Source organism: Streptomyces sp. NPDC002787, assembly GCF_053592095.1.
On record NZ_JBSFVC010000008.1, the window covers coordinates 22920 to 35787 of the forward strand.

At 72.7% G+C, this 12868-nt stretch carries 12 protein-coding genes; 3 read left to right on the top strand and 9 right to left on the bottom strand.

Annotated elements, in window-relative coordinates; all coding sequences use genetic code 11:
• Positions 1-61 precede the first annotated feature (61 nt).
• The 7 genes from ACWD26_RS12840 to ssd all read right to left on the bottom strand — a co-directional run bounded on the left by ACWD26_RS12840 (position 62) and on the right by ssd (position 5198).
• On the bottom strand, positions 62-433 hold the full coding sequence (locus ACWD26_RS12840) for an Rv3654c family TadE-like protein (protein ID WP_451269626.1): 372 nt from the start codon (positions 431-433) through the stop codon (positions 62-64).
• Positions 409-816 carry a TadE family type IV pilus minor pilin gene (locus ACWD26_RS12845; RefSeq protein WP_451269168.1) on the bottom strand — a complete coding sequence of 136 codons (408 nt, stop codon included), beginning with the start codon at positions 814-816 and terminating at the stop codon, positions 409-411. The genes ACWD26_RS12840 and ACWD26_RS12845 overlap by 25 nt, the downstream gene beginning before the upstream one ends.
• Entirely contained in the window at positions 803-1027 is a 225-nt protein-coding gene (locus ACWD26_RS12850; protein ID WP_451269170.1) for a DUF4244 domain-containing protein, read from the bottom strand. The genes ACWD26_RS12845 and ACWD26_RS12850 overlap by 14 nt, the downstream gene beginning before the upstream one ends.
• Positions 1028-1146: 119 nt before the next feature.
• Entirely contained in the window at positions 1147-1938 is a 792-nt protein-coding gene (locus ACWD26_RS12855) for a type II secretion system F family protein (RefSeq protein ID WP_451269172.1), read from the bottom strand.
• On the bottom strand, positions 1935-2774 hold the full coding sequence (locus ACWD26_RS12860) for a type II secretion system F family protein (RefSeq protein WP_451269628.1): 840 nt from the start codon (positions 2772-2774) through the stop codon (positions 1935-1937). Before ACWD26_RS12860 ends, ACWD26_RS12855 begins: the two co-directional genes overlap by 4 nt.
• A 14-nt stretch (positions 2775-2788) precedes the next feature.
• On the bottom strand, positions 2789-4015 hold the full coding sequence (locus ACWD26_RS12865) for a TadA family conjugal transfer-associated ATPase (protein ID WP_451269174.1): 1227 nt from the start codon (positions 4013-4015) through the stop codon (positions 2789-2791).
• Positions 4016-4103: 88 nt separating this feature from the next.
• Positions 4104-5198 (bottom strand): septum site-determining protein Ssd, encoded by a 1095-nt coding sequence (gene ssd / locus ACWD26_RS12870; protein WP_451269176.1) that lies wholly within the window; start codon positions 5196-5198, stop codon positions 4104-4106.
• A gap of 579 nt (positions 5199-5777) precedes the next feature.
• Here ssd and ACWD26_RS12875 point away from each other — a divergent pair.
• On the top strand, positions 5778-6614 hold the full coding sequence (locus tag ACWD26_RS12875; RefSeq protein WP_451269178.1) for an HAD family hydrolase: 837 nt from the start codon (positions 5778-5780) through the stop codon (positions 6612-6614).
• 371 nt (positions 6615-6985) lie between these two features.
• Here ACWD26_RS12875 and ACWD26_RS12880 read toward each other — a convergent pair whose 3' ends face one another.
• Positions 6986-7819: an oxidoreductase gene (locus tag ACWD26_RS12880; RefSeq protein WP_451269180.1), complete on the bottom strand. Its 834-nt coding sequence runs from the start codon at positions 7817-7819 to the stop codon at positions 6986-6988.
• A 98-nt stretch (positions 7820-7917) separates the two neighbouring features.
• On the opposite strand from ACWD26_RS12880, the gene ACWD26_RS12885 reads away from it, so the two are divergent.
• The gene (locus tag ACWD26_RS12885; protein WP_451269182.1) at positions 7918-8898 is read left to right on the top strand and encodes an ATP-binding protein; all 981 of its coding nucleotides are present in this window, start codon (positions 7918-7920) and stop codon (positions 8896-8898) included.
• A 3-nt stretch (positions 8899-8901) separates the two neighbouring features.
• Here the strand turns inward: ACWD26_RS12885 and ACWD26_RS12890 are convergent, their stop codons facing one another.
• The gene (locus tag ACWD26_RS12890) at positions 8902-10209 is read right to left on the bottom strand and encodes a hypothetical protein (RefSeq protein WP_451269184.1); all 1308 of its coding nucleotides are present in this window, start codon (positions 10207-10209) and stop codon (positions 8902-8904) included.
• A 264-nt stretch (positions 10210-10473) separates the two neighbouring features.
• Between ACWD26_RS12890 and ACWD26_RS12895 the strand changes: the two genes are divergently transcribed.
• Positions 10474-12849, top strand: coding sequence for a SulP family inorganic anion transporter (locus tag ACWD26_RS12895; RefSeq protein ID WP_451269186.1), 2376 nt, complete (start codon positions 10474-10476; stop codon positions 12847-12849).
• Positions 12850-12868: the final 19 nt, after the last annotated feature.

Consider the following 12868-nt stretch of genomic DNA (forward strand, 5'->3'; position numbering starts at 1 on the left):
GTCGCGCAGTCCCCCGCGCCCCTTGCGGAGCGCGCACCGGGCCTTCCCTGCCAAGAGGGCTCTAACCCGTTGTCGGGGATGGTGGGCCCGCACGGGCCCTGGCTTCGGCGGTCAGCGGGCCCGTGCCCGACGCCGCCGTGACATCCGAGACCTCTCCCTCGACCTCGCAGTGCACAAGTCGGCCGCCCTGGGCCCGTGCCACGCGTTCGGCCGTCGCGCAGGCCCCCTCGCTGCCCTTCATCCAGTGATCGGCGGCGGCGAGGGCCGCGAGATCGGCCGCGGCTGACGCCTGATGCCGGATCACAAAGGCCTGTCCCAAGGCGAGCACGGCACCGAACACGACGCACAGCGCCGCGATCGCGCCGACCGCCCAGACCGTCGCGGAGCCTCTGTCCGATCCAGATCTCCTCACCCGGTCCCCACCTCCACCGATCCCACCGTCTCCTCCGCCAGCGCCACGGCCGTGTGGCTGAGGTCCAGGCCCAGCCCTCCCGGCCCCGGCGCCCGGGCCGACACCACCACGCGTACGAGGTCGCCCTTCCGGCTGACGCTCACCTCCGCCCCGTCCGGCGCCGTCTGCCGGGCCGCCGCCATGACGGTGGCCGGCGGGTCCTGCCGGGCCGCCGCCCGGGCACCGGCCCGGGCGGCGTCCACGACCTGGATCTGCGCGCAGGCGGCGAACAGGGCCCACACGAGCGCCGAGGCGAAGAGCAGCAGCACGGGCAGGACCATGGCCGCCTCGGCCGTCACGAACCCGTCGTCGCCGCCCAGGGCCCCGCGACGCCGTCGTGGCCCACGCACCTCACCCCCCGCCATTGAGAGCCCTCGAGACGATCTCCTGCAGCTCCGCCTGGACCTGCCCGCTGGTCACCACCTTGTAGAGCACCGCGGCGAAGGCCACCGCCGCGATGATCCCCACCGCGTACTCGGAGGTCACCATCCCCGCGTCCCTCCGCGCCGCCCGCACCCGGCACACCACGGCACGCGCCATCCGAACCCGCACCGCTTCCCGTACTGCCTTGTACATCTCAACCCCCATGAGGCTCTGTTCCGTTGCTTGCTGATGGCCACTGATGGCCTGTCACCGCTGATCACCGGCCGCCGACCGGTCGTCGCCGGCCACCGCTGTCGTTCAAGTCCGCCCCGTCATCGCCCACCCCCTCCCAGCAACCCGTCCGCCAGCCCGATCACCACCGGCAGCACGCCCACCGCGATGAAGGCGGGCAGGAAGCACAGCCCCACCGGTGCGGTGACCAGCACGGCGGCTCTGCGTGCGCGTTCCGTGGCCGAACGTCCCCACGCGGCGCGCGCCTCGGCGGCGAGACGGGCCACCGGGGCGGCGGTCGGCACGCCGGACCGGTCGGCCCGTTCCAGGAGCCGTGCCAGAGCGCCGGCGCCGGGGAGGGCGGCCAAGGCGCGCCACGCCTCGGCCGGTTCGCCCCCCAGCCGCGCCTCGGCCGCGCCCCGGGCCAGCCGCTCGCCCACCGGCCCGCCAAGGGCCTCGCCGACGGCCTGTGCGGCCACCACAGGGCTCGCGCCGGCGGTGATGCAGGCGGCCAGCAGGTCGGCGGCCAGAGGCAGTTGTCGTGCGGCCCGTGCGGCGTCGTACGCCTCTGCCGGGTCGCCGCCCGCGCGCCGCGCCCTGCGCAGCCACTGCCAGGCCCCGACTCCGGCTGCCAGCCCCAGCAGCAGCCCCGGGAGGCCGCCGACGAGCACCCAACCGGCGCAGACCGCCCCGGCGACCGGCAGCCAGTGCCGTACGGCACGCCGTGGCACGAGGCTCCGCCGGGGCGGTTCGGCCACGAGGACGAGCACCTTGGCCAGCCGGGCGCGCAGCTTTCGTTCGCGTCGCGCCATGTCGAGCGATCGGGCGAGCCACCACAGTCCCACGACCGCGCAGAGGGCCGCCCCCAGCCTGTGGACAACCTCCCCGCTCACGCCGCCTCAGCTCCCCGTACGATCCGCAGCGCCCACCACAGGCCCGCGCCCTCCAACACCGCGCCGACGAGCAGACAGCCCAGCCCGGCCGTGCTGTGCAGGACCACGTGCAGCGGGTCGGCGCCGAGCGCGGTGCCCAGCAGGAGTCCCAGCACCGGTAGCCCGGCGAGCATCACCGCCGTCGACCGGGCGCCGGCCAACTGGGCGCGCAGGTCGGCCCGCTGGTCCCGCTCGGCGCGCAGGGCGCCCTCCAGCCGGTCGAGCCCGGCGGCGAGGCCAGCGCCCCGGTCGACGGCCACCCGCCAGCACGCGGCGAGCCCCAGCAGCCCGTCGGCGCCCGGCTGACGTGCCGCGCCCGAGAGGGCACCCGGCACGTCCCCGCTGAACCGGGCCGCCGCCAGCACCACGGCCTCGGCCTCGCCGAGGCCGCCCGAGTCCCGCGCGGCCCGCGACAACGCCTCACCCGGCTGCCGCCCGGCCCGCACCTCGCCGGCGAGCGCCGCGCACAGCGCGACCACGCCGTCGCCCCGTCGGTCCCGGTCCCGGCGTGCCTCCGACGCCCGCCGCACCCGCCTCAGCAGCGGCACGCCGGCCGCTCCCGCGAGGACCGGCAGCACCGAGGCCCCCAGCACCGCGATCACCAACCCGGCCACCGGCGCCCACCACTCCGCCCCGAGCCGCCGCACCCGGCCGACGGCCCTCATCCAGGCCGGCGGCCCCACCGCCCCGCCGCCCGCCAACAGCAACCGGGCACGCCGCACCCCGGCGCCTCGCCCGTCGCCCGCCATCCAGGCCGCCGCCCCCGCACACGCCACGGCCACCACCCCCACCGACATCTCCCCGACCCTCGTCACCGCCGCTCACTCCCTTCCGACCGCCTCTCGCCCAGCCCGTCCCCCAAGCCGTCACCCCGGCCGTGCGACCCGTCCCGGAGCAGCCCCCGCAGCCGCTCCCAGCCCCGCTCGTACACGAAGGCCTCCGTGCCCCAGCGCAGCGCCGGCACGGTCACCACCAGCCCCGACGCATCCCGCTCCAGCACATGCACCTCGGCGATCCGTCGCCGCCCGTCCCGGTCCCGTACGAGGTGCAGGACCACCGACAGCGCGGCCGCCAACTGGCTGTGCAGCGCGGCCCGGTCGAGCCCGGCGGCCGTGCCGAGGGCCTCGAGGCGGGCCGGCACCTGCCCGGCGGCGTTGGCGTGGAGGGTTCCGCAGCCGCCCTCGTGGCCGGTGTTCAGGGCGGCCAGGAGGGACACGACCTCCGGTCCCCGCACCTCGCCGACCACCAGACGGTCCGGGCGCATCCGCAGCGCCTGGCGCACCAGGTCCTGCAGTTCGACGAGGCCCACGCCCTCCTGGTTGGCCGGTCTGCCCTCCAGCCGCACCACATGCGGATGGTCGGGCCGCAGCTCCGCCGAGTCCTCGGCCAGCACGATCCGCTCGCCGGGGTCGACCAGGCCGAGCAGCGCGCTCAGGAGCGTGGTCTTGCCGGTGCCGGTCCCGCCGCTGATGACGTACGACAACCGGGAGCGGATCAGGGCCCGCAGGACCCGGTCGCCGCCGGGCGGGACCGTGCCCGCCGCCGCCAGTTCGGCGAGGGTGAAGGCCCGGGGCCGTACGACCCGCAGCGACAGGCAGGTGGAGCCGACGGCCACCGGTGGGAGCACCGCGTGGAACCGGGCGCCGTCCGGGAGCCGGGCGTCCACCCAGGGCCGGGCGTCGTCCAGTCGGCGTCCTGCGACGGCCGCGAGGCGCTGCGCGAGTCGTCGTACGGCCGCCGCGTCCGGGAAGGAGATCCCGGTCAGCTCCAGGCCGCCGCCCCGGTCCACCCACACCCGGTCCGGCGCCGAGACCAGCACGTCGGTGACCGACGGATCGGCCAGCAGGGGCTCCAGCGGCCCGCTCCCCACCAATTCCGACCGCAGCCGCTCGGCCGCACCGAGCACCTCGGCGTCCCCGAGGACCCGACCCCGCTCCCGCAACGCCTGTGCCACCCGCGCGGCCGTCGGCTCTCCCCCACTCTCGACGAGCCACTGCCGTACCCCGTCCAACAGACCGTCGTCGGTCATCCCGCTCATCCGCCCTCGCCCCCGATCAGAAACCGCCCGCGCGTGCCCGCTGTCGATGGCCCCGCGCCGTCCGGCAACGCGTCACCAGGCGCCCGGCTCACGCCGTCTCACCCCTGACCGCAACCCGGGCCCAGAAGCCTTCGCAGAACCGCGCGAGGGGCTCTCGTGGGATGCCCCCCGGTGGTTTGCCGCCGTCCGGCAGTCCGACGTCGGTGGGCACTTCGCCCGCGAGCGGCAACCCCAGCAGGCGGGCCACCTCGTGGTCGTCGAGGCCGGGGGCGTAGGGGCCGCGGACTGCGACCCGGAGGTCGCGGAGGACCATGCCGAAGGCGGAGGCGACCCGTGAGGCGGCGGCGACGGCGCGCAGCTCGGCTGGGACGACGAGGAGGCCGAGGTCGAGCTGGGCGAGGGCCTCGGCGACGCCGTCGTCGATGCGGCGCGGCAGGTCGACGACGACGGCGCCGCCCCGCCGCCGGCCCGCGGCGAGGACCGCGCGTACGGCCTGGGGCGGGATGGCGACGGCGTCGCCCCGGTCCCAGCTGAGGACGCGCAGGGAGTGCAGTTCGGGCAGAGACTCCTCCAGGGCGCCGCCGCCGACCCGGCCGCGCGAGGCCGCGAACGCCGGCCAGCGCAGCCCCTCGGCGCTCTCGCCGCCGAGGAGCACGTCGAGGCCGCCGCCCAGCGGATCGGCGTCCACGAGGAGCGTGCGCCTGCCCTGTCGCGCGGAGGTGACGGCGAGGGCGCAGGCCAGTGTGGACGCGCCGGCGCCACCCCGGCCGCCGATCACACCGACGGTGAGCGCGGGCCTGCCGACCCCTTCGGCCACGTCGGCGATGCGGTCGACGAGCCACTGCTCGCCGTCCGGCAGCATCAGGACGTGGTCCGCGCCGATCTCCACGGCCCGCTGCCAGACCCCGGAGTCGTCCTGGTCCTTGCCGACGAGCACCACACCTCGTCTGCGCGCGGCCCCACGCAGCCGTCGCGCCGCGTCGTCCCCGACGAGCACGAGCGGCGCCGTCTCCCACCTGCCCCTGCCCTCCGGCACCCCGTGGTGGACCTCCGCCCGGGCGCCCGCGGCCGCGCACAGGCGCAGCAGGTCGTCCAGCAGTTCCACGTCCTCGGTGACGATCAACGGCCTGCCCTGCCGCCCCTCGGCGGCGGACGGCCGGTCGTTGGTGATGGCTCCCGCCATGATCTCCAGCCCCCTCTGCGTCCACGCGGACGCCCGGCCTCGCGGGCGCCCGGCCTCGCGGGCGCCCGTCTTCAACTCCTGTGTGAAGAACCGGCGATCGGCCGCCACAGGGGCGGCCGACGGAAACCGGCCATACGCGTCCGAGAAACCGAAGCGGCCATGAACTCGCCGCCGTCGGGACGCGCTGGAATCACGGTGCAGCGATCCCGGAAAACGTGTGGATCTTGGTCCGATATCTGTGGACAACTCGATGGTTGTGAATATCGCCGTCACCCGAACAGGCGACTCCTGGGCGGTTTCCACAGCGCAGCCCGACGGCTACGGACGGTGACGGATCCTGTGCAGGGGCAGAGGAAAGCCCACGAGGGCACGCAAGCGCCTCGCAGGCTGGGAAGAAGAGGGGAAAACGCATCCGGACATGCGACGACCCCCACCGGGGGGGAGAGTGGGGGTCGTCTCCACGGCCGACTCGGGGGGGGAGGAGCCGGGCCGGGTTAGCACGGTCGCGAACGATCCGTGACTTCCATGGTGTACCCGAGAGGCTTCTCAGGCAAACCCACGCGCCCCACACTAGCCCGAATGGCGGGCGCATATGCTCGGCCCGTGGAAAACCACTCCTTGCCTCGCACAGCCGCCTTCTTTGACCTGGACAAGACGGTCATTGCGAAGTCGAGCACGCTCACGTTCAGCAAGTCGTTCTACCAAGGTGGCCTGATCAACCGCAGGGCCGCCTTGCGGACGGCGTACACCCAGTTCGTCTTCCTCGCGGGCGGCGCCGACCACGACCAGATGGAACGGATGCGGAAGTATCTGTCCGCGCTGTGCCGGGGCTGGAACGTCCAACAGGTGAAGGACATCGTCGCCGAGACCCTTCACGACCTGATCGACCCGATCATCTACGACGAGGCCGCCTCCCTCATCGAGGAGCACCACATCGCCGGGCGGGACGTCGTCATCGTCTCCACCTCCGGCGCCGAGGTGGTCGAGCCGATCGGTGAACTCCTCGGCGCGGACCGCGTGGTGGCGACCCGGATGGTCGTCGGCGACGACGGCTGCTTCACCGGCGAGGTGGAGTACTACGCCTACGGTCCGACCAAGGCGGAGGCGATCCGGGAGCTGGCCGAGTCCGAGGAGTACGACCTCGCGCACTGCTACGCGTACAGCGACTCGGCGACGGATCTGCCGATGCTGGAGGCCGTGGGGCACCCGCACGCGGTGAACCCGGACCGGACCCTGCGCAAGGAGGCCCTCGCGCGCGGTTGGCCCATTCTGGACTTCCACCGTCCGGTGCGCCTCAAGCAGCGCCTGGCCGTACCGCCTCGGCCGGCCCTCCTCGCGGCCGCCGCCATAGGGGCCGCGGCGGCCACCGCGGGGCTCGTCTGGTACGCGAGCCGGCGCCGGGTGGCGACCGCCTGACCCGCGGTCGACCCCCATCTGCGGATTCACCCTCTTTGAACCCAAAAGTAAAGAAGCGCAGCGAGGGGTTCCGCTTGCTCCGGTCCTGGAGTAGAAAGGATTCAAGGCCCGCGAGACCAAAGGACATCCGAGAGGATCACCTTTAATTACTCATTTTGGCCCCACGGACCCAGCATGAACACCGGGCACCCACGCGACGTCGACCCGTCGATTACGGGCCAGCCGCACCAGGTGACGGGCCATAGTTCCCGGCCTGATGGGCACATATCGAGGACGCTTGGTAACCGGGTGGACATGCCAGCGGCGGTACGAATTCTCGTACCGCCGCATCCCTTTTCCGGGAGTTTCGCGCCGTCCGGCCGCCAAGGGTCCTACGCCGCCCCGCGCTGCAGCGCCTCGCACACCGCCGTCGACTCGCGCGCGCCCAGTTCGATCGCCCTTCCGCAGTGCGCGATCCAGGCGGCCATGCCCTCCGGGGTGCCGGAGACATATCCGTCAAGGGCGGCGATATAGGCGGCGCGGCCCAGTTCCGCGTGGCCGACCTCCGCCGGGCAGACCGCCTTGGGGTCGAGGCCGCTGCCGATCAGGACGATCCGCTCGGCCGCGCGCGCGACGAGGCCGTTGTGGAAGCCGAAGGGTCGCAGGGCGAGCAGCTCGCCGTGGACGACGGCGCCGGTCACCAGGGCGGGGGCCGAACTGCCCTTGATGATCAGTTCGGAGAGGCCGTCGAGGCGGCCGGCGACCTCGGCGGCGCCCGGCAGGGGCAGCTCGACGAGGGGTTCGTCGACGGGCTCACCGTCCTGTCGCGGCCGCCCCACGCGCGCGTCGTCGCTGCCGGCCGCCACCAGGTGCAGCCGGGCCAGGACCCGCAGCGGCGACTGCCGCCAGATCGACAGCAACTGACCCGCCTCAGCGGTCAGCCGCAGCGCGGCACCCATGGTGCGGGCCTCGTCGTCGCCCTCCTGACCACTGAAGTCACTGCGACGACGGACCTCTTCGAGGGCCCAGTCGGCACCGGACAGCGCCGCCGAACCGCGCGCGCCGCGCAGTGCCGCCTCGGAGGTGACCGCGTTGCTGCGGCGCCGCATGACGCGGTGGCCGTAGACCCGGTCCACGGCCTTGCGCACGGACTCCACGGACTCGGCCACACCGGGAAGTTCGCCCAGGGCCGCGAGCGGATCGGCGGCCGCACCTGTCGTACTCATGAGTACGACCCTACGCCCCGGCCGCTTCCCCCTCGAAGGAGTGGTCTTCCAGCGCCACATGGCCACCCTCGGCGCCTGTCCCACTACCGTTAGTGAACATGAAAATTGCTTTCGTCGGGAAGGGCGGGAGTGGCAAGACCACGCTGTCCTCCCTGTTCATCCGCCATCTCGCCGTCTCCGGAGCGCCGGTCGTCGCCGTCGACGCCGACATCAACCAGCACCTGGGCGCCGCCCTCGGCCTCGACGAGTCGGAGGCCGCCGAGCTGCCCGCGATGGGCGACCGGCTGTCACTGATCAAGAACCATCTGCGCGGCTCCAACCCGCGGATCGCCTCCGCCGAGACGATGATCAAGACCACTCCGCCCGGCGACGGCTCACGCCTGGTGCGGATCTGCGAGCCCAACGCGATCTACGACGCCTGCGCCCGCCCGGTGGAACTCGACGGCGGGGCCGTCCGTTTGATGGTCACCGGCCCCTTCACCGACGCCGACCTCGGGGTCGCCTGCTACCACTCCAAGACGGGAGCGGTGGAGCTGTATCTGAACCACCTGGTGGACGGCCGCGACGAGTACGTGGTGGTCGACATGACGGCCGGTTCGGACTCCTTCGCCTCCGGCATGTTCACCCGCTTCGACATGACGTTCCTCGTCGCCGAGCCGACCCTGAGGGGGGTCTCCGTCTACCGCCAGTACAAGGAGTACGCCGGCGACTACGGCGTCGCCCTGAAGGTCGTCGGGAACAAGGTGCACGGCCGGGACGACCTCGACTTCCTCCACGCCGAGGTCGGGGACGACCTGCTGGTCACCCTCGGGCACTCGGACTGGGTGCGCGCTCTGGAGAAGGGCCGCCCGCCCCGCTTCGAACACCTGGAGGAGGCCAACCGCCGGGCCCTGCGCGTTCTGCACGACGCCGCCGACGCCACGTACGAGCTGCGGGACTGGGAGCGCTACACCCGTCAGATGGCGCACTTCCACCTGAAGAACGCGACCAGTTGGGGCAACGAACGGACCGGGGCCGACCTGGCCGCGCAGATCGACCCCGAGTTCGTGCTCGGCGAAGAGGTCGCCGCCCCCGTGTAGCGGTTACGGCTTGGCCGCCGGAGCCCCGGGAACCCCCTTCGGGGCCGGTGCCGGTCCGGTGGAGAGAAAGCTCTTCCAGCCCCTCCTGGGGGACTGACCGACCTTCAGGGTGCGCAACTTGTCCAGGACCTCCGGGTCCTGGGCGTCGAGCCAGTCGACGAGCTGCCGGAAGGACACGCAGCGCACCTCGGCCTTGCCGCAGACAGCCTCGATGGTCTCCTCGACGGCCCGCATGTAGACGCCGCCGTTCCAGGACTCGAAGTGGTTGCCGATGATCAGGGGCGCACGGTTGCCCCGGTAGGCGCGCTCGAAGCCGGCGAGCAGCCCGTCGCGGAACTGGTCGCCCCAGTGCTCCCGCCTGGATGCCGCGCCCGCCCGGGCCCCGGACTGGTTCATGTAGAAGTTGTAGTCCATGGTCAACGTCTCGTAGTCCCGGCCCGGGACGGGGACGAGCTGCAGCGACAGATCCCAGAGCCCGTCCTTCTTGTCGGGCCAGACCTGGTCCCGGACGCCGCTGGTGTCGTAGCGGAAGCCGAGTTCGCGGGCGGCTCTCATGAAGTTCCTCTGGCCCTCCAGGCAGGGTGTACGGCCGCCGATCAGCTCCTTGTCGTAGTCGAAGGGCAGGGGCTCCGCCTCCCTCGTGCCGGTGTTGGTCCTCCAGCCCTTCACGAACGCCTTGGCCTGGGCGATCTCGCTCTTCCACTCCTCCACCGACCACTCACCGACCCCGCCGCCGGGGCCGCAGAAGTGACCGTTGAAGTGTGTGCCGATCTCGTTGCCCTCCAGCCACGCGCCGCGCAGCTGCTCCACGGTGTCCTTGATTCCGCGGAGGTCGTTGAAGCCGATGTCCGAGCGGCCCGGCGAGTGCTGGGGCGGGCGGTACAGGTCCCGCTTCTCCTCCGGCAGCATGTACACGCCGCTCAGGAAGTACGTCATCGTCGCGTCGTTGGCCCGGGCCACCTCGCGGAAGTGCGAGAAGAGCCTTTGGCTGTCCTCCCCCGCACCGTCCCAGGAGAAGACCACGAACTGCGGGGGCCTCTGACCGGGCTTCATCCGTTCGGGTCGGGGCAGGTGCGGCTGCGCTCCGGTGTACGCGGTGGAGCCGTCGCCGATCAGGCGGATCGGGGCCTTGGGCGGCGCCGGGGCGCCCCCCTCCTCGGGGGGTACGCCTTGCGCGCCCTCCTTCTCCGTCTTGTTCGCTCCTGGTGAGCCGACGGCTCCGGGTGGCTCACCGATCCCGCATCCGGCGAGTGCCGCAGCGCAGGTCGCGGCGAGCGTGACGCCGGCGGCGATCCTCTGTGTGACGGCCATCTTCCGCCCACCTTCTTCCTTCGCTCAGGGGCAGAGCGACCAAGCTCACACAGAGGTCCGATCACCATTAATACGACAAGCCGATAAAAGAGCTACGTTCATCCTCCTGAGTGATCTAATAACCCATTTGCCGCTAATGTCCTTGCATAGCCTTTACTCTGCATTACGATCTGTTTACTGAGCGTTGAGAAATCCCGCCGCTGTACGCCGTGACCCACGGCCGCGAACCGACGCGACCGCGTAGCCCGGAGGAGACGGGAGAACATGACCGCCTGCGTCCCCACCCACACCACCGACCCGGACCCGTATCTCACGGAGCATGATCATCAAAAGCACAGCCCACCGGAGGGACCGCGTCGCCGATTCCGTGTCTCGGCCGCCGATCTGTCCGCCTCCATCGCGGTCTTCCTGATCGCCCTCCCCTTGTCGCTGGGCATCGCCCTGGCCACCGACGCCCCGCTCCAAGCCGGCCTCGTCGCCGCAGCCGTCGGCGGCCTCGTCGCCGGACGCCTGGGCGGCTCCCCCCTCCAGGTCAGCGGCCCGGCGGCCGGTCTCACCGTCGTCACCGCCGATCTGATCCACCAGTACGGCTGGCGCACCACCTGCGCCATCACCGTCCTCGCCGGCCTCGCCCAACTGGGCCTGGCGCACCTGCGCGTGGCCCGCTCGGCCCTCGCCGTCAGCCCCGCGATCGTGCACGGCATGCTCGCCGGCATCGGCGTCACCATCGCCGTCGCCCAGCTGCACATCGTGCTCGGCGGCACCCCCCAGAGCTCGGTCAGCGCCAATGTCGGCGCCCTGCCCGCCCAGTTGGCTCAGCTGCACCCCGCCGCGCTCTCCATGAGCGCCCTCACTCTCGCCCTGCTCCTCGCCTGGCCTCGCCTCCCCGGGCGGGTCGGCCGGCATCTGCGCATCGTCCCGGCCGCTCTCGTGGCCGTCGCGGGCGCCACGGCGACGGCCACGCTGGCCGGGCTGAGCCTGGCCAAGGTCGACCTGCCGTCATGGCGCAGCCACGCCCTGGCCGGACTGCCCGAAGGCCCGGCGCTCGGCCTCGTCGCGGCCGTCCTCACCACCACGCTCGTGTGCAGCGTGCAGTCGCTCCTCGGGGCCGTCGCCATCGACAAGCTCGCGGCGGGGCGGACCGACGTACGGCGCTCGGACCTCGACCGCGAGCTGCGCGGCCAGGGCGCGGCCAACGTCGTCTCCGGCGTCCTCGGCGGCCTGCCCATCGCCGGCGTCGCCGTCCGCAGCACGGCCAATGTGCGAGCCGGCGCCACCAGCCGGAACTCCACGATGCTGCACGGCGTTTGGGTGGTAGCGGCCGCACTGCTCCTGGTCCCCGCCCTGGAGCTGATCCCCCTCGCCTCACTCGCCGCCCTGGTGATGGCCGTCGGGATCCAGATGGTCTCCCTGCACCACATCCGCACGGTCACCCGCCACCGTGAGGTGCTGGTCTACGCCGTCACCACGCTCAGCGTCATCCTCCTCGGCGTCCTGGAGGGCGTCGCGCTCGGCATCGCCGTGGCCGTCGGTGTCGCCCTGCACCGCCTCACCCGCACCCGCATCACCCACGAGGAGAAGGAAGGAGCCCATCACGTCCACGTACGAGGGCAGTTGACGTTCCTCGCCGTGCCGAGGCTGAGCCGTGCCCTGCATCAGGTCCCCCAGGGGGCCACCGCCGTCGTGGAGTTGGACGGGTCGTTCATGGACCACGCGGCGTACGAGTCACTGCAGGACTGGCGGCACGCGCACCGGGCGCGCGGCGGCTCCGTGGAGATCACCGGTCGCGCCGGCACCCGTATCGCCGAACCCGCCGCCGCCTCGGCGACCGGCTGCCGCTGCCGGCCCTGGACACCGTGGCGCAACCACCAGTGCGAGGCACCGGTCACCCCGGCCGACGGCACACCACCGCAGGAAGCGGCCGACGGTCCGAGCGGTCATCAACTGGCGCGCGGCATCAGCGCGTTCCAGAGCAACACCGCTCCCCTGGTCCGCAGTGAGCTGGCCCGGCTGGCGCGCGAGGGACAGCAGCCCTCGCAGCTCTTCCTGACCTGCGCCGACTCCCGGCTCGTCACCTCGATGATCACCTCCAGCGGCCCCGGCGACCTCTTCGTCGTACGCAATGTCGGCAATCTGGTGCCGCTGCCCGGTGAGGAGAGCGGTGACGACTCGGTGGCGGCCGCGATCGAGTACGCGGTGGACGTGCTGAAGGTGCGGTCCATCACCGTGTGCGGGCACTCCGGCTGCGGGGCCATGCAGGCCCTGCTCAATACCGACCCGCACGGCGCCCAGACCCCCCTCAAGCGCTGGCTGCGACACGGCCGGCCGAGCCTGGACCGCGCGACGGACAAGAACCGCCCGTGGGCCCGCCTCACCGGCCGTGAACCGGCCGACGCCGTCGAGCAGCTCTGCCTGACCAATGTCATCCAGCAACTGGAACACCTGAGAGCGCACGACTCCGTCGCGCGCGCCCTGCGCGAGGGCGCGCTCGAACTGCACGGCATGTACTTCCATGTGGGCGAGGCACAGGCGTATCTGCTCACCGAGGAAGCGCCGGACAGCCAGGTCTTCGACCAGGTCGCCGGAACGGAGGAGACGGTCGGCCCGTCCGGGACGCTCCTGCACGGCACACGCGCGTGAACCGATTCCGGTCCCGGTC

What these genes read in the sequence shown, in the direction of transcription:
- ACWD26_RS12845 (WP_451269168.1), bottom strand. Translation starts at nt 816, where the DNA reads ATGGCGGGGGGTGAGGTGCGTGGGCCACGACGGCGTCGCGGGGCCCTG.
- ACWD26_RS12850 (WP_451269170.1), bottom strand. Translation starts at nt 1,027, where the DNA reads ATGTACAAGGCAGTACGGGAAGCGGTGCGGGTTCGGATGGCGCGTGCC.
- ACWD26_RS12860 (WP_451269628.1), bottom strand. Translation starts at nt 2,774, where the DNA reads ATGTCGGTGGGGGTGGTGGCCGTGGCGTGTGCGGGGGCGGCGGCCTGG.
- ACWD26_RS12865 (WP_451269174.1), bottom strand. Translation starts at nt 4,015, where the DNA reads ATGAGCGGGATGACCGACGACGGTCTGTTGGACGGGGTACGGCAGTGG.
- ssd (WP_451269176.1), bottom strand. Translation starts at nt 5,198, where the DNA reads ATGGCGGGAGCCATCACCAACGACCGGCCGTCCGCCGCCGAGGGGCGG.
- ACWD26_RS12875 (WP_451269178.1), top strand. Translation starts at nt 5,778, where the DNA reads ATGGCGGGCGCATATGCTCGGCCCGTGGAAAACCACTCCTTGCCTCGC.
- ACWD26_RS12880 (WP_451269180.1), bottom strand. Translation starts at nt 7,819, where the DNA reads ATGAGTACGACAGGTGCGGCCGCCGATCCGCTCGCGGCCCTGGGCGAA.
- ACWD26_RS12885 (WP_451269182.1), top strand. Translation starts at nt 7,918, where the DNA reads ATGAAAATTGCTTTCGTCGGGAAGGGCGGGAGTGGCAAGACCACGCTG.
- ACWD26_RS12890 (WP_451269184.1), bottom strand. Translation starts at nt 10,209, where the DNA reads ATGGCCGTCACACAGAGGATCGCCGCCGGCGTCACGCTCGCCGCGACC.
- ACWD26_RS12895 (WP_451269186.1), top strand. Translation starts at nt 10,474, where the DNA reads ATGACCGCCTGCGTCCCCACCCACACCACCGACCCGGACCCGTATCTC.